Genomic DNA, 15,701 nt, shown 5'->3' on the forward strand with positions numbered 1-15,701 from the left:
ATGAGAGAGATCACAAGGCTGACCGGAATAGACCCGGATAATGAAGAGACCTGGAAAGAGATCTCCAACCAGATCAGGAATGAACCGCTGGTGTTAGATGTCAACGAGCTGCGCACTACCACGATCTTCACCCTGTGTGAAGTATTCTGCGATAGGTTCGAGAATGGCGCCATCCTTGATCATTGCCGGGAGACCATCGAGAAACTCCACGACCACCCGGCAACACCGCTCGTACGGGGAGATGCACCCCTCTGGGGGGCGGCGATCGTATACGCGGCCTGCCAGAATGCAGATCTGATCCGGCCGGGAAAGGGCGGTTCTCCCATTGCAAGGTAAATCAGCTTTTTCTTTGGCATTGAACGATCGTCGATCCGGAACAAGGTGACGGCACTGAAAAAATACCTCTCCGATCGATAACTCTGCCGACAAAAGGTATCAACCAGGAGAACCGATACCTTAGTGGACAGAAACCGTATTTACCCATGATCGTCATTGGTATCGACCCAGGGCTCGCAAGGACCGGCTACGGTGTCCTCAGCACCGGCGGCAGGTCTCCGGTGCCGCTGACCTACGGCTGCATAGAGACCGGCCCCGACCGCATCCACGAGGAGCGGTTGCTTGAGATCCACACGAGGATCTCCGATCTCTTCGACGAGTACGATCCCGGGTGGGTCGCCGTGGAGCGGCTCTTCTTCTCCAGGAACACCACCTCGGCGATGCAGGTCAGCGAGGCACGCGGCGTCCTCCTCCTCGCCGCGGCACAGCACGGGGTCCCGATTGCCGAGTATACCCCCAACCAGGTCAAACAGGCGGTCACCGGGTCGGGGCGTGCCGATAAACATCAGATGCAGGAGATGATGCGCCGGCTCCTCAGGCTGGAGGAGGTGCCCCGGCCCGACGATGCCGCCGACGGCCTCGCCATCGCCCTCTGCCACATCAATATGGTGCAACTACGATGATAGCCCAACTCTCGGGAGACGTGATATCCACCGGCGACCGGTGGGTGGTGATCGATATCGGCGGCGTCGGCTACCGGGTGCAGGTGACCGGGCCGGCGCTGGAGACCCTCAGGGAGGCGCAGGGCCGCGTCACGGTCCACACCCATATGGCGGTCCGCGACGACGACATCCGACTCTTCGGCTTTCTCCACCAGCGCGAACGGGAACTCTTCACGATCCTGATCGGGGTCTCCGGCATCGGTCCCCAGACCGCCATGAACATCCTCTCCGGGATAGCGTTCGAGGACTTTGCCGTTGCAATCCTCGACGGCGACGAGAAGACGCTCACCCGGATCCCCGGGATCGGGAAGAAAGGTGCAGGGCGCCTGATCCTTGAGTTGAAGGAGAAGATGAAGAAGCATGCGGATATCCTCGCCGCCGGCAGGCGGCCGACCGGGGCCAACGACGCCGCGAGCGCCCTCATATCGCTCGGGTTCTCACCCCAGGAAGCAGGGGAGGCGGTCGATGCCGTCCTCCCGGGTCTCCCTGATGCGAACGTGCAGAGCCTGATCCGCGCTGCTCTTGCATACCTCCGGGAGCGCCGATCATGAACGAACGCATCCCCTCGCCCTCGCCTCTCTGTGGCGAACCCGATGACGCGGCGATCAGGCCGGCGCGCCTCGACGAGTTCGTGGGCCAGCCGCAGATCAAGGAGGCTCTTGCCATCGCCATCGCCGCCGCAAAACAACGCGGCGAGTCCCTCGACCACGTCCTCTTCTCCGGCCCACCGGGCCTCGGGAAGACGACGCTCGCCCAGATCATCGCGCGCGAGATGGGGGCCGGGATCAGGAGCACCACCGGGCCGGTGCTGGAGCGGCCCGGCGACCTCGCCGCCCAGCTGACCGCCCTCGCTCACGGCGACGTCCTCTTCATCGACGAGATCCATCGCCTCAACCCGGTGGTCGAGGAGATCCTCTACCCGGCGATGGAGGACTCCTGTATCGACGTCATGATCGGCGAAGGGCCGGGTGCACGGTCGGTCCAGCTCCCGCTGGAGGAGTTCACCCTCATCGGCGCCACGACGAAGGTCGGGCTGCTCGGTTCCCCTCTCCGCGACCGGTTCGGGTTCATCTTCCGCCTCAACCTCTACGAAGTTCCCGATCTCGCGAAGATCGTGGAGCGGAGCGCCGGGATCATGCAGATCCCGATCACCCCGGAAGGTGCGGATGAGATAGCAAAACGGAGCCGCGGGACACCCAGGATCGCAAACCGGCTCCTCCGCCGGGTGCGGGACTTCGCCACGGTCAAGGGGGACGGGCGTATCGATGGCGAGACGGCCGACCGCGCCCTGACGATGCTCGGCATCGACCACCTGGGCCTCGACGACCTCGACCGGCGGATCCTCTCGGTCATCGCGGACGATTTCGGCGGCGGGCCGGTGGGCGTCAGGACGATCGCCATATCGGTCGGCGAGGAGGTGCGGACCATCGAAGAGGTCTACGAGCCCTACCTGATCCAGATCGGGTTCATAAAGCGCACGCCCCAGGGGCGGGAGACGACCGGGGCGGCCCTGCGCCACCTCGGAGGCGGTCTCAGATAATCCCCATCTCCGAGAGCCTTTTCGGGAGATACTCCTTCGTCACGAAGTCGAGCCCCCGGCTCGCGAACGCCTGCTGTTCCGACTTCACCTTCATATCGAGCTGCAGGTTGATCTGGGTGCGCCAGTAGTCGGTTGCAAACCTGGGGTCTGTCAACTCTGCTTTCAGTGCGTTGATGTCCTGCTCCGTGAGGTGGTCGGCGGGGAGGTTGTAGTCGGAGATGTCGGAGGGCTGCACCCCGATGAACTGCGCCTGGGGAGTCGCCAGGATATCCGACATGTGGGCGCTCTTGATCGAGCCGTAGGCGACGCTCGCGTAGATCCGGTATGACCAGGGGTCGCCGTCGGTGAAGACGACTACGGGGAGGTTGAGCGAGTCGTTGAGACGCCGTAAGACCCGGCGCGTGGAGCGTGCCGGCTGCCCCTTGAGGTGGACCAGGATCGCCCCGTACTCCTCGTCGAACCCGTTCTCCATCAGACGGGCGTACATACCGCCGGTCTCGATGGCGATGACGAACTTCGCGTCGTGGTCGATGAACTCGAGGTTATCGACGTTGTTCGGGATGGGGTAGCCCGCCTCCCCGACGTCATCCTGGCAGTGCATCTCTTTTGCGCCGCGGCGGGTGTTCTCCCGTATCCGGAGCGGCCCGAAGAGCGAGGCGCCGTCCTCTTCCGGCCGGAGGTGAAACGCCTCCCGCTGGACGTCGGTGATGATCTCGAGGTCCTCGATGAGGAGGTTGCTCTCGTCCTGGGCGGTGAACTTCGCCTTCTTCCACCCTTCGGAGATATAGTAGAGTTCTCTCAAGGTCGACGACCGGTTCTCCACGAGCTGCTGTTTCAAGAACCCGATGAGATAGGCCATCTTCAGGAGATGGACCGCCCCTTTCTCCGTCGACGCCGCCCGGGTGCTCTCCCGCTCGCCGTACTTCCAGACCTCGGTCGCATCGTCGTACGCGATATTCCGCTTCGTCCGCGTCGGCAGCCGGATGAACGGCACGATGCCGTCCCGCATCTGGTCGTACCAGGTGCGGGCGATACCGACGAGCCGCTCCTTTGCCAGTGCATCCATCTCTTCCCTAGACATCGAGATCCACCACCACTTTCACGCCGTCCTCCACGCCGCGCAGATCGACCGAACCGTCGCCAGAACCCGTGTAGGCGATATGCCAGGCCTCACCGGCGTCGAGCGTGCGCCGCCAGACTTTGTTGTACTCCCCGTCCATACTGTCCACGAAGTCCGGCCGGGGCACCGCATCTTCCGCCGCATCGCGGGAGAGGTTGTAGAGGACGAGGGTGACCTCCTTCGCGGTGTAGTTGTTCACGTCGATGCAGACCTTTCCGTCGACCGTCCGCTTCTTCGCGACGACTTTCCTCATGATCTTCCCCTCGATCGGGGAGGTGTCGACGAGGGGGCGTTCCACGATCTCGCTCACCTTTATGGCGATCTCGGGGATGATCGAGCATATCGCCCGGGCACGGTCGTCCTGCTGCTTCTTCTTGTCCCGCCGGTAGAGGTAGGTCTTGAGCTCCCGGCCGAGTTCCTGGAGAACGAGGACGACCTCCCGCTCGATCTCCGGGATGGACGCGACCGCGTCCTTGCTCTCGCTCGTGAAGGGAACGTTCGTGGACGCCACGTGGACCATGACGAGCACCGGCCCCATGGGAAGGCCCTGCTGCGAGAGGCCGTAACTCTTCCAGTTCACCTGCGAGGCACAGCTCGTGATCGCGCAGGCGCCCTGCTGGTAGAGGAGCGGGACGCGGTTTGCGAACCGGAAGAGCTGGGCGGTGCCCTCGGGGGGAACCTTGCCGCCGTAGCCGATCGCCGCCTCGATGATGAACGAGTGCCCGCCGTAGACCGCGCTCGGGCGGGTGCGGGCCTTGATGAAGTCGAGCTGGATCTCCTTCTCGAGCCCTTTGCAGATCAGGTCTTCCCCGATGGGGGAGAGGCACTGCTGCGCCGGCGGGGCCGGGACCTTCACGGCCTGCATGGCGTCGAGGAGACGTTTGAGTTCGTCCGACTCGAGTTTGTTCACCTTCCGGGTGGGCTTGAGGTTGGCAAGCGCAATCATCTCGTCCGCGGTCTTCTTCCCGACCTTGGAGAAACTGCCGATGAGAAACTCCTCGACCGTCCCGGTGCTCGCGGCGGCGATCCGCTTCAACGCCCCGAACTCGATCCCGTGCGGGTGGGGGAGGATGGGTTTCGGGCACGGCGGGACCTCGCCCGATACCCGCTCGAACACCGTCATCTCGCCGTCGATATCGGCCGTTATACGGGCGTGCGGGTTGACGATCGCCGTGAGGCGGAGGTAGTCCACCAGCCGCTTCTTCGCGGCAAGGGTGCTCTTGAACTGGATCTCGATCCGTGTCCCGTGCGTCCGGTCCCAGTCGATCTCCTCGTGGCTGATGATCTCCGGCTCGTTCGTCTCGGTCTTGATCATCAGTTCGAACCGGTGGGCTCTCGCCTTCGCCCCCGTCCGGGAGACGACCTGTGTCGGGATGCCGGTGGTGAGCTGCGCATACAGCACCGCCGCTGAGATCCCGATACCCTGCTGCCCCCGGCTCTGCCGGATCTGGTGGAACCGGGAGCCGTAGAGGAGTTTCCCGAAGACCAGGGGGACGTTCTCCGGCACGATGCCGGGGCCGTTGTCCTCGACGGTTATCCGGTAGACCTCGGCGTCGACTTTTTTGATGCCGACAAAGATATCGGGGAGCACCTCCGCTTCCTCGCAGGCATCGAGGGCGTTGTCCACCGCTTCCTTGATGGTGGTGATGATGCCCCGCGTCGGGGAGTCGAAACCGAGCAGGTGCTTGTTCTTCTCGAAGAACTCCGCGACGCTGATGCTCCGCTGCTGCTTCGCCAGGTCTTCAGCAAGCACCATGCCGCGCCACCTCGGCAATGGCCTCCTCAAGGCTCCTCTCCTGCTGCTCGCCGGAGTGGAGGTTCTTGAGGGTCACCGTGCCTGCCTCGACCTCGCGTTTCCCGAGAACCGCGGCGAAGTCAGCGGTCTTTGCGGCGTGGGAGAGCTGGGCGCCCATCCCCCGCTGCATCAGGTCGGCCTCGGCCCGGATCCCCGCCGCCCGGAACGCCCGGGCGACATCGAGCGCCCGCGCCCGCGCGTCCGGCGTGCTGACGACGCCGACGACGGGTTCGTGCGCGAGTTCAAACTCTCCGATCGAGACCATGACCCGGTCGAACCCTATTGCAAACCCGCAGGATGCGACGTCGTCGCCGCCGAAGAGGTGGGCGAGCCGGTAGGTGCCGCCGCCGAGGATCTGGTTCTCCGCGCCGAGGTTCTTCGCGAACCCCTCAAAGACCATCCCGGTGTAGTAGTCGAGCCCCCGGGCGATTCCGAAGTCGGGCCGGTAGTCGATCTCCTGGGAGTCGAGGAGCGCGAACGTCTCCTCGATCCGGGCGCGCTCCGGGACGTCACCCGCGACCTCGAAGACCTCGGCGACGTCGCGGCACTCCCCGAGCGCCGCAAGGGGTTCGGCAAGATGGGTGAGGTTCTTCTCGACCAGCACCGCCTCGAGCCCATTCTGGTCGTGTTTGTCGAGGTACGCCATGATCGCCCGCTGGTCGGCGGGATCGAGGTCGGAGAGGAGATGCTTCATCGGCGCGAGGTGGCCGACGTGGAGGTCGAAGGTGACGCCGGTCGACCGGAGGGTATCGTCGGCGAGCATGATCACCTCGGCGTCGGCGCTCGCCGTGTCCGCCCCGATCAGCTCGACGCCGAACTGCCAGAACTGCCGGTAACGGCCTTTCTGCGGCCGCTCGTAGCGGAAACAGTCGGCGAAGTAGCACCAGCGGAGGGGTTTCGGGAGCACCTTGCCCTCGTTGACGTACATCCGGAGGACTGCTGCGGTCACCTCCGGCCGGAGCGTCATCTTTCTCCCGCCCTTGTCCTCGAAGACGTACATCTCCTGGATGATCCCCTCGCCGGACTTCATCGTGAAGAGTTCGAGGTGCTCGAAGTCGGGCGTGCAGACCTCCCGGTATCCCCACCTGCGCGCCGCGTCCCGCATCCGCCGCTCGATCAGCCGCCGCCGTTCCATCTCGTCGGGTAAAAAGTCCCGTGTTCCCCGTGGTTTTTGAAGCATTCGGTAATCTCCTGAATTAAAGTCTCTTGCGCGAACCCTTATCTTTTGTGCGCTCCGCACTCCCGAAGAACCGCTCGCGGGCGCCCTCGCCGTGCCAGACGTTCTCTCTCTCGACCCGCCCCTGGAGGTAGAGGGCCAGGAGAACCAGCCCGAGGCCGAGGTACTCCCACGCTTCGGCGTATGCGGTCACGAAAAATCCCAGCAGGGCGAGCGCCGTGAAGGGAACCCCGAGGTACGCCGACTTCCGGTATCCGGATAGGCCAGTGCGGTAGAATATCCGCAGGTCCCGGAGCCACAGGAAAGCGGTGACGGCAACGCCGAAGCCTGCGACGTAGGCAAGATAGGACATGAGATGAAGTAATATTATACTTCCACCCCTATTTTTGTTATCGAACTATGCTGCCGAATGCCACCATCAGGGACATCCTCCGGATGTATCGTAACGGCGAGGTATCTGAGGACGAGGCGGCGGGCGCGCTCGAAGGGCTCCGCATCGAGGTTCTCGACGGCATGGCCCGGATCGATGCCGGACGGAGCGTTCGCTGCGGGATGCCCGAGGTGGTGCTCGCCGAGGGTAAGGAGCCGGAGGCGTTTGCCGGGATCATGCTCGCGCAGGTGAAGGCTGCCGGAAGATGCATCGCGACGAGGGTCTCGCCGGAGCATCTCGACGCCCTGCGCGCCCGGCTGCCGCCGGACGTCCGGATGGAGCACCGGGAGGCGGCACGGGGGGTCATCCTCTCGACGGGTGACGAGCCCGCGCCCCGGCGGGGAACCGTCGCCATCCTCACGGCAGGGACGTCTGATGTCCCCGTCGCCGAAGAGGCAAGACTGATCGCCGAGGAGATGGGATGCGAGGTCAGGACGGCCTACGACGTCGGGGTGGCGGGGATCCACCGCCTCTTCTCGGCGCTCAAAGACCTGATCCCGGCCGACGTCTTCGTGGTGATCGCCGGGCGGGAGGGGACGCTCCCCGCGATCGTCGCAGGCCTCGTCGACCGCCCGGTGATCGGCGTTCCCGTCAGCACCGGCTACGGCTATATGGGCGGCGGCGAGGCGGCGCTTGCGAGCATGCTCCAGGCGTGCTCGGTGCTTGCGGTGGTGAACATCGACGCCGGGTTCACGGCAGGCGCGTTTGCCGCGCAGGTCGCGCACGGGGGTAGCCGGAAATGAGCCGCGGGTTCTATATCGGACGGTTCCAGCCCTACCACAACGGGCACCAGTCGGTGCTGGAGCGGATAGCCCGCACGGCCGACGAGATCGTCATCGGGGTGGGGAGCGCCCAGGTCTCCCATACCGTGGCGAACCCCTTCACGGCAGGCGAACGGGTGCTGATGCTGACCCGGTCGCTCGAAGATCTCGACTGCCCGTTCTACGTCATCCCCATCGAGGACGTCCAGCGCAACGCCCTCTGGGTCGCCCACGTCCGCTCGATGACCCCGCCGTTCGATATGGTCTACTCAAGCAACCCTCTCGTCATGCAGCTCTTCGCCGAGGCCGGGGTCGACGTCCAGTCGCCCGATATGTACGAGCGGCTGACGCACTCCGGGACCGTCATCCGGCAGCGGATGCTCGACGGCGAGCCCTGGGAGCACCTGGTTCCTCCCGCCGTGGTGGACGTCATCCGCGAGATCCACGGTGTGGAGCGGCTGCAGCGGATCGCGGGGAGCGACTGACGGGCGGAACCCTGATGGGTATGCCCGTCCTAATCGGATGAATCATGTTCAAGCAACTGCGAGACCTCTTCCGGCGAACCGAACCGGAGGAAGAGAGCCTGAAACTCTCGTTCGACAGCCTTCCCACGTGGCTCGAGAGCCGCGAGGAGGAGATCGGGCGCGAACTCTCCGGTGCGACGGCCTCGTCGCGCGAGGCGATCCGTAGCATCCTCGATAACATCAGGGAAGCGGTCGCCGGTATGGAGACGGCCGAAGGTGACGGGGAGGTTCACCCCCGGCTCCGCGACATCTCCAGAAAGGCGCTGCCGGGGTTCACGAAGTCTATGGCCCAGATCCTCTCCCGCGAGCCAACTGGTGACGCCGAGGCGTTTTACGCGACCGCCGCCGAGATCCTGAAGGGCTCGCTCAAGGCGCTGAAAGGGCAGGGGAAGTATCTCTCCTCCGTCTACCCGGACGAGATGAAGGAGGTGCGCGCAGCCGTCAAAGACCTGGGGCGAGCGGTCAACGCGATGAACGAGCCTCTCGCCCGGGCGCGTGAAGGCCGCCGGCAGGTGGAGGAGGTGCGGGAGTCGCATGCCTCCCTCGTCCGGATCCGCGAAGAGTATGCCGACGCCGACGGTCAGGTGCGGGAATACGGAGCAGCGCTCGCGGAGACGCAGAGTGAGATCCAGAAGGCGGAAGAGGAACTTGCCGTCCTCAACCAGCGCCCGGACTATGCTCGCAAGCAGGAGATCGAGGAGAGGATCCGGGCACTCGACGCCGCGGGCCGGGAGGCCGGACGGGAGATGGCGACACTCCAGACCACCACCGCCCATCTCTTGCGGAAGGCCGGGAAGGTGGCCGAAAAAGCAGGGGACAGCGCGGCTGCCGCATCGATCGACCGCGCGCTCGACGCGTATGTTGATGACGAACAAGACCCGGTCGGCCCGACAGAAGCGGCGATGCCGGCCGTTCTCGCCATGATCCGACAGGAGGAACTCCCTCTCAAGAACCAGGACGAACTTCGCCTCTTCTCCGACGCCGAAACCCTGCCTGCCGCGATGAAGCAGGCGCTGGAGAAGCAGCGCGACGTCCGGATGATGCGGGCGGCGGAGCAGGAGAGCCTGGCCGCGCTCCCGGTGGTGGTCGAGGAGCAGCGTCTTGCGACCGCGCTCCCGGGACTGCGCCGGGAGGCCGAGGTAAAGGCGGCCGCGAAGGCCCGGGCGGAGAGCCAGCGAGAGACGCTGCAGACCTCGTATGCCGTCGAAACCGAGAAACTCCGGTCACGCACGGCTGCTCTCGCCGACCGGGATGTTGAGGTCGAGATACCCGATCTTCCGTCCCCCTGATTGGCGAGGCGCCCTTGCCACGGGAGGGGAAACCCTGTTTACCCCCTGCGCGTAATTATGTACAAGGACGGTCGATGACGAATAACACCACAATACCCGGAACAGAGTCACGCCTCTGGATAGCGGTTCCTGCAATCTCGTTTCTGGGAATCGGGATCGAACTGCTGCTCGCATCCGTCGCCTTTCCCTACGCCGTCTGGGCAGGTGTCGCAGGATGCGTGATCGCCTCGTGCATCCTCTGTTACCAGGCCTACCAAAAACCCCGGCGGGATCTCGTCTCGCTTTTCACGCCGCTCTTCGCTGTTCTCATCCTGGTCATACCCAATGAGATCAGTTCGGGCGGCGTAATCGTGCAGACGGTCTTCGCGGCAACGATCACCTTCCTTGCAGTTCGGGTAGAAAAAGTGTTTAACGCGCCGAAACTACAGGAGAAGACAATGAAGCAGATGTTAAACGAATATATCGACAGGATAGAACCGCTCCTCGCCGTTGTCGACGAGGAGACCGGCCATCTGGTCGCACAGTCTCTGCTGACGTATAAGTTCGGGCTTTATCCTAACGCGATGGAGAAGAGCACGGAGGCGCTTGCCCGGCTCGACGCGATCACCCCGCGCCCCGGGGCGCTGGAGCGCGCGCTCCTGATCCTCCGCGAGCGTGCCGGCGGCTTCGCCGAGTCCCGGGTGACGACGAACCCGGAGCATCTCTTCACGGCGGAGGACTACGACAATCTTGCAATCCAGCTCCGCCCGGATCAGGTCGACGACCCGACCGTGCTCGACCTCGACAACGCGCTGATCCTGCTCTACGCCGTCGGTATCGAGACCTCTCCCGAAGACGAGCAGGCGCTGGAGGAGCACCAGCGGTTCGTCATCCAGATCCTGGAAGCGTATAAAGAAAAACTGACTGCATGAGCGAACTGACCGAGGGCGACCTCTTCCGGGGTCTCATAACGATAGCGGCGCCGATCGTGGCCGGGAACGTGCTGCAGAGCGGCCTTGAACTGGTCGACCTCTTCTTCGTCGGCCGGCTGGGAGCGGAGGCCATCGCGGGTGTCGCCATGAGCACCTCCATCGTCATGGTGCTCATGACGATCATCATCGGGATCGTCACCGCGAACACCGCCTTTGTCTCGCGCTACTATGGGGCGAAGGACTACGATATGGTGGCGAAAGGCGTCTCGCACACCCTCATCCTCGGGCTCGTGTTCTCGATCCTCCTCAGCGTCGTGGGCATCCTCTACGCCGAGGATATGCTCCTCCTTCTCGGCGCCGAACCGAGCGTTGCACTGCTTGGCGCATCCTACCTGGCGGTGCTCTTCACCGGCAGCGTGACGCTGGTCGAACTCTGGGTGATCAACTCGACGTTTCAGAGCTGCGGCGACGCCACGACGCCGATGCTCCTCGTGGTCCTCGCGAACATCATGAACATCGCCCTCGACCCGCTCCTGATATTCGGCTACGGGGCAGTCCCCGCCTGCGGTGTCGCCGGGGCGGCATACGCCACCATCATATCCCGGAGCGTGGCGTTCGCCATAGCGTTCGGCCTGCTCCTCTCGCGACGGTCGCCGGTTCCCTTCTCGCTCCGGACGAAGTTCGAGTTTCCGATCGCGTGGAGGCTGATCCGGGTCGCCGTCCCGAACTCTGTTCAGTCCGGGCTCCGGAGCGTGACGTTCCTTGCGATGATGGCGATCGTGGCGGTCTTCGGGACGGCCGCCCTCTCCGCCTACGGCATCGTGGGGAGGCTTGAACTCGTCGCGCTCATGCCGGGGTTCGGGATCGCGACCGCAACCGCCGTGATCGTCGGCCAGAACCTCGGCGCGAAGAAACCCGAACGGGCGGAGGCGGGGGTAAGGATCTCCACCCTCATGAACGGCGGGTTCATGGCGGTCATGGGAGCGATCTTCTACCTCGCCGCACCTGCGATCGTCGAGGTCTTCGACCCGAGCGGCGCGAGCACGGAGATCGGCGTCTCCTACCTGCAGACGGTCGCGCCGTTCTACGTCTTCATTGCCGTCGCGATCATCCTCGGGTTCGCGCTCAACGGAGCGGGGGACACGAAGAAGCCCATGTACGCCACGCTCTTCTCCATGGTTCTCTTCCAGGTTCCGCTCGCCTGCATCCTCCCGGGTCTCCTCGGGATCGGGATCGCCGGGGTCTGGCTCGCGGTGATCTGCGGGATGATCTTGCAGACGGGCATGCTCTTTGCGATGTACCGGCACGGGGGCTGGAAATCGACGGCGATATGAGGGGGGCGCGGGCGTTCCCGGGAGTTTTGCAGGGCCGAGGAGTTTTACGTCTACGTAGCTCGCACCTAGGGATGCTCAAACTCCGGACGTCCTGTCAGTCGTACCTTCGGTGCTTGACTTCAGCTGCCGTAGAGCGTCACCCCTCTAAACATCACGTATCCCGATGCACGAATTTCGAGGGGACTACGCACCTAACGGTGCTCATGCTCCTGCCCTTCGGCCAGTCGCACTCCCCCAGTGGCGATAAACGATGCGTGCCCGAAGGGCAGGCGGAGTTCGAGCACCGCAGGTGCGAGTCCCCCACAGTCCACTGTACAGAATCTTGCCACCTTCATAGCCGTTCCGGCAATCGCCCAAAACGCAACGCACCGGAGGCCAACGAAAGAGAGTCACAACTCCTTGGAAAAACCGTGCCTCATTCAGGGCAAAAAAAATCAGAGTGAGTCGAGGCTGATCCCGCTGAACTCGTCGGAGACCGCGTTGATGTCTTTCACGCCGAACGCGGTCTGGACGGTGACGAGTTCGAGATCGCGCGCCACGTCGCACATATAATCGATGATATCGACCGAGAGTTCCCGCTTCTGCCTGGATTTGCGGAGCTGGTCCACGAGGAACGTCATCCTCTCGGGGGACTCCATGCGGAGCTTGGCGAGGCTCATCACGCACATGTAGATCCGGGTCAGGTTCCTGTCCGTTCCGGTGATGGTATCGAAGAAGTTCCGGAGGACCTGCGCCTGGTAGACCTCGCCACTCATGGTGATCGAATATTTCTCAAATCGATATAAAAGTCTTCCGGTTTATACCAGCCCTCCGGAGGTGCCGGTTCGCCCGCCGGGGCATGGAGAAGTTGGGTTAGCCTTCTCCGTACCCGCAGATCACTTCCGAACGCTGACGATCTTGATGATGTCGCCGTTCTTCAGTTCCTGGGTATCCTTAATCCGCATCCCGGTCTTTGCGTCGATGGCATACAGGAATCCTTCGCCGATATCGGTGTGAACCTGGTAGGCGAGGTCGCGAGGGGTCGAGCCGCGCTTCATGAGGAACGCGTCGGGGAGAACCCTGCCCTTGCCGTCGGTGAGTTTGTGCTCGTCCTCGACCGGGAAGACGACGATCCGGTCGAGGAGGTTGAAGACCGCGGCGTCCAGCGCCTTCTGAACACCGGTGCCGTCGAACTTCTGCATGAACTCCGCGACCTTCGCGAGCCCGGCACGCTGCGGGGCGCTGAGGTTCGCCCCGGGATTCTCGGTGAAACTCCCATCACCGGGGAGGTAGCTGACGAACTTCCCCTCTGCGGCCATCCGGATCGCAAGTTCGCCTGCCGCGCTCGCAAAGATGACGTCGTGCATCCGGAGCCGCGCAAGGCACTCCTCCGGCGCCTGATCGGCCTTGTTCCCGACGATCAGCATCGGTTTGCTGAGCGTCATCAACTCGCGGCAGAACCGTATCAGGTCCTCCTCCCCCGCCGTCCGGAGTTCGATCCCGACCGCCCCGGTGGCGTCGCGGACGTGCTCGTAGGTGATCCCGAGGCCGGCAAAGACCTCGGCGATTGCCGCCGCGAGAGAGAAGTCCTTCACCTGGGCCTGCCGCACGAGTTTCGCCCAGTTCCGCGAGAGGATGCCGTACATCCACATCGACATCTCGTACTGGAGGAACTCGATATCCTTTATGGGGTCGCGCGAACCGAGATCGATCGGGTTCCCTTCGGCGTCCGTCGCCCCGCTGGCATCGACGATCTGGAGGATGGCGTCCGCCTGCCGGAGGTTGTCGAGGAACTGGTTGCCGAGCCCCCGCCCGAGGTGCGCCTCGGGGACGAGGCCCGCCACGTCGATCAGCCCGACCGGGATGAACCTGACCCCGTCCCGGCAGTTCTCGCACGGGACATGCGTCTCCTGGCACGGGCAGGCTGTCCGGACATATGCGACGCCGTGGTTTGCGTCGATGGTCGTGAACGGGTAATTGGCAATCTCTGCCTGGGCAAGGGTCGCCGCCCTGAAAAACGTCGATTTCCCACAGTTTGGTTTTCCTGCAATGGCCAGTGTGATCATGAGAACTCCTACCGCTCCGTTAGGTTGAGAGTAGTGTTGGGTCATCCACCATTTATCACCTTCTTTCCCCGCCGTAACGACCCTGGCCGTTCCGTTGCAGCCCCAATCATCGGTACGGGAGATTCAATTAGGAGCAACGACAACATGACTGCATGGGCTTCGTAACCCGGAATACCTACTACTTCGATGCGCCGGGCAGAGAGAATACCCGCGACGCCGCCCGGTTCGCCGTCGAGCGGGCGCGGGAACTCGGCGTCAAAAAGGTCGTTGTCGCAAGCAGCAGCGGCCGGACGGCGCTTGCCTTCCGGGACGCAATGGCGGGAACCGACCTCGAACTGATCGTCGTCACCCACGCGGTCGGGTTCTCAAAGCCCGGCGAGTGGGAGTTCTCGCCGGAGGCGGCCGAGACCCTCCGGGCGGAAGGGGCGAAGATCGTCACCGGCACGCATGCGCTCTCCGGGCTCGAGCGCGCGATATCCCGCTCGCCGAAACTCGGCGGGAGTTCCCGCACGGAAGCAATCGCCGAGGCTCTCCGGCGGACGGTCGCGGTCGGCCTGAAGGTCGCGGTGGAGTGCGTCCTGATCGCGGCCGACCAGGGTGCGGTCGGCGTCGATGATGAGGTGATCGCGGTCGGGGGCACTGCGACCGGGGCCGATACTGTCTGCGTCATCCGTCCGGCGCATACCGCGTCGTTCTTCGATCTGCAGGTGCGCGAGATCGTCGCCATGCCGAGGAACCGGTGAGCATGACGCTCGAATCGGTCACCGGTGCCGCCGGGCTCCTCCGGCAGCACCCCATCCTCTGGTCGATCGGCCTCGTCATGGGCGCTCTCGCGGTTCTCGACCTCGTCATCCCCGTCTACGGCGGGGCGTTCTACACGCAGCCTCTGGCACTCCTGCAGGTTCTCCTGACGCCGTTTTTAGCCGGCGGCGTCTACGGCACGATCCGTGCGGAGAACTTCTCCTTCAGTGAGTTCGTGCAATGGGGCAAGACCTACTACTTCCGGATACTCCTGCCGGCCCTGGTCATCTTCTTCGCGGTCATCCTGACCCTCGTTCTGCTCATGATACCGCTCGCGCTCCTCGGCGCAGGAGCCGCCGCAAACATGGCGTCGCTCCTCTTCGGGGTCATCCTCTCGATCGCCTTCTTCACGTTCTTCTACGATACCGTGGCGGTCTTTGAAGAGACGGGGGTCTTCGAGTCGATCCGACGGAGCATCGAGTTCGTCATGAACAACCTCGGCAGGGTTCTCGTCTTCTACCTGGTAAACATCGTCGTCCTCGCGGTGCTCGGCTTTTTGGCCCTCTTTGCCTGGACGGCTCTCCTCCTGGAAAAACTCGAACCACTCACCACGATGAGCCCCGACGAACTCCAGGCGGTGATGCCGGAGGATCTCCTCGCGCTGATCGGGACGGAGGGAATATGGATCACCGCAATCGTCTATGCAGTCGTGATCGTGCTCTTCTCGGTCTTCCTCTACGCCTACAAGGCGAGTTTCTTCAAAAACCACGCAGGTGCCGTGCAGGCAGAGCAGGGGGAGTATGACGAGAAGGGGCGGTGGTATAAGTATTGATGAGGGCCTCCGAGGGCATTCACGTTTTTTTTAAAGAGGCCGGGATCGGGATTTCGGCCTCTCTTGTTTGCAGGCAGATAATCGGCTGCAGGAGAGCCCGGAATTCCCCGGGCGTGATTGCCCGGGTGAGAATGGTTGTGTTACAGGAAACAACAGATAGCAGAAACACTCTTGCTGTGTGCGCCTTTTATGAAGTCGCCCCGC

At 63.6% G+C, this 15,701-nt stretch carries 17 protein-coding genes; 11 read left to right on the top strand and 6 right to left on the bottom strand.

Going from position 1 to position 15,701, the window contains the following annotated elements; genetic code table 11:
• From MCUHO_RS01685 to ruvB, 4 genes are all read left to right on the top strand, one after another.
• Window positions 1-336 (top strand): DUF6398 domain-containing protein, encoded by a 336-nt coding sequence (locus MCUHO_RS01685; RefSeq protein ID WP_067072684.1) that lies wholly within the window; start codon window positions 1-3, stop codon window positions 334-336.
• Between the two features lie 146 nt (window positions 337-482).
• Window positions 483-959 carry a crossover junction endodeoxyribonuclease RuvC gene (gene ruvC, locus MCUHO_RS01690; RefSeq protein WP_067072686.1) on the top strand — a complete coding sequence of 159 codons (477 nt, stop codon included), beginning with the start codon at window positions 483-485 and terminating at the stop codon, window positions 957-959.
• The gene (gene ruvA / locus MCUHO_RS01695) at window positions 956-1,549 is read left to right on the top strand and encodes a Holliday junction branch migration protein RuvA (protein WP_067072688.1); all 594 of its coding nucleotides are present in this window, start codon (window positions 956-958) and stop codon (window positions 1,547-1,549) included. The genes ruvC and ruvA overlap by 4 nt, the downstream gene beginning before the upstream one ends.
• A complete protein-coding gene (gene ruvB / locus MCUHO_RS01700) occupies window positions 1,546-2,538 on the top strand; it encodes a Holliday junction branch migration DNA helicase RuvB (RefSeq protein WP_067072690.1) in 993 nt (330 codons plus the stop codon). The genes ruvA and ruvB overlap by 4 nt, the downstream gene beginning before the upstream one ends.
• Here ruvB and MCUHO_RS01705 read toward each other — a convergent pair.
• The 4 genes from MCUHO_RS01705 to MCUHO_RS01720 are packed head-to-tail and all read right to left on the bottom strand — an operon-like array spanning window position 2,531 to window position 6,982.
• Window positions 2,531-3,619 carry a DNA topoisomerase IV subunit A gene (locus MCUHO_RS01705; RefSeq protein WP_067072692.1) on the bottom strand — a complete coding sequence of 363 codons (1,089 nt, stop codon included), beginning with the start codon at window positions 3,617-3,619 and terminating at the stop codon, window positions 2,531-2,533. The two genes, ruvB and MCUHO_RS01705, sit on opposite strands and share 8 nt — an antisense overlap.
• The gene (locus tag MCUHO_RS01710) at window positions 3,612-5,414 is read right to left on the bottom strand and encodes a DNA topoisomerase VI subunit B (protein WP_067072694.1); all 1,803 of its coding nucleotides are present in this window, start codon (window positions 5,412-5,414) and stop codon (window positions 3,612-3,614) included. The genes MCUHO_RS01705 and MCUHO_RS01710 overlap by 8 nt, the downstream gene beginning before the upstream one ends.
• On the bottom strand, window positions 5,401-6,633 hold the full coding sequence (hisS, locus tag MCUHO_RS01715; RefSeq protein ID WP_067072696.1) for a histidine--tRNA ligase: 1,233 nt from the start codon (window positions 6,631-6,633) through the stop codon (window positions 5,401-5,403). Before hisS ends, MCUHO_RS01710 begins: the two co-directional genes overlap by 14 nt.
• 16 nt (window positions 6,634-6,649) lie before the next feature.
• Window positions 6,650-6,982 carry an ABC transporter permease gene (locus MCUHO_RS01720; RefSeq protein ID WP_067072705.1) on the bottom strand — a complete coding sequence of 111 codons (333 nt, stop codon included), beginning with the start codon at window positions 6,980-6,982 and terminating at the stop codon, window positions 6,650-6,652.
• A 47-nt stretch (window positions 6,983-7,029) separates the two neighbouring features.
• On the opposite strand from MCUHO_RS01720, the gene larB reads away from it, so the two are divergent.
• The 5 genes from larB to MCUHO_RS01745 all read left to right on the top strand — a co-directional run bounded on the left by larB (window position 7,030) and on the right by MCUHO_RS01745 (window position 11,879).
• Window positions 7,030-7,803, top strand: coding sequence for a nickel pincer cofactor biosynthesis protein LarB (gene larB / locus MCUHO_RS01725; protein ID WP_048063797.1), 774 nt, complete (start codon window positions 7,030-7,032; stop codon window positions 7,801-7,803).
• The gene (locus MCUHO_RS01730; protein WP_067072707.1) at window positions 7,800-8,306 is read left to right on the top strand and encodes a nicotinamide-nucleotide adenylyltransferase; all 507 of its coding nucleotides are present in this window, start codon (window positions 7,800-7,802) and stop codon (window positions 8,304-8,306) included. The genes larB and MCUHO_RS01730 overlap by 4 nt, the downstream gene beginning before the upstream one ends.
• A gap of 44 nt (window positions 8,307-8,350) precedes the next feature.
• Window positions 8,351-9,634 (top strand): coiled-coil domain-containing protein, encoded by a 1,284-nt coding sequence (locus tag MCUHO_RS01735; RefSeq protein WP_067072709.1) that lies wholly within the window; start codon window positions 8,351-8,353, stop codon window positions 9,632-9,634.
• A 74-nt stretch (window positions 9,635-9,708) separates the two neighbouring features.
• Complete coding sequence (locus tag MCUHO_RS01740) at window positions 9,709-10,545, top strand: hypothetical protein (RefSeq protein ID WP_067072711.1); 837 nt, start codon at window positions 9,709-9,711, stop codon at window positions 10,543-10,545.
• On the top strand, window positions 10,542-11,879 hold the full coding sequence (locus MCUHO_RS01745) for an MATE family efflux transporter (protein ID WP_067072713.1): 1,338 nt from the start codon (window positions 10,542-10,544) through the stop codon (window positions 11,877-11,879). The genes MCUHO_RS01740 and MCUHO_RS01745 overlap by 4 nt, the downstream gene beginning before the upstream one ends.
• A gap of 434 nt (window positions 11,880-12,313) precedes the next feature.
• Here MCUHO_RS01745 and MCUHO_RS01750 read toward each other — a convergent pair whose 3' ends face one another.
• Together MCUHO_RS01750 and MCUHO_RS01755 are read right to left on the bottom strand one after the other, a co-directional pair.
• Window positions 12,314-12,634, bottom strand: a complete 321-nt coding sequence (locus MCUHO_RS01750; protein WP_067072715.1) for a hypothetical protein — start codon at window positions 12,632-12,634, stop codon at window positions 12,314-12,316.
• 120 nt (window positions 12,635-12,754) lie between these two features.
• On the bottom strand, window positions 12,755-13,924 hold the full coding sequence (locus tag MCUHO_RS01755; RefSeq protein WP_067072717.1) for a redox-regulated ATPase YchF: 1,170 nt from the start codon (window positions 13,922-13,924) through the stop codon (window positions 12,755-12,757).
• 152 nt (window positions 13,925-14,076) lie between these two features.
• Between MCUHO_RS01755 and MCUHO_RS01760 the strand changes: the two genes are divergently transcribed.
• Window positions 14,077-14,667, top strand: a complete 591-nt coding sequence (locus tag MCUHO_RS01760; protein WP_067072719.1) for a pyruvate kinase alpha/beta domain-containing protein — start codon at window positions 14,077-14,079, stop codon at window positions 14,665-14,667.
• Window positions 14,668-14,669: 2 nt separating this feature from the next.
• Complete coding sequence (locus MCUHO_RS01765) at window positions 14,670-15,497, top strand: DUF7847 domain-containing protein (RefSeq protein ID WP_067072721.1); 828 nt, start codon at window positions 14,670-14,672, stop codon at window positions 15,495-15,497.
• Window positions 15,498-15,701 lie beyond the last annotated feature (204 nt).

The organism is Methanoculleus horonobensis (assembly GCF_001602375.1).
GTDB classification, from domain to species: domain Archaea; phylum Halobacteriota; class Methanomicrobia; order Methanomicrobiales; family Methanoculleaceae; genus Methanoculleus; species Methanoculleus horonobensis.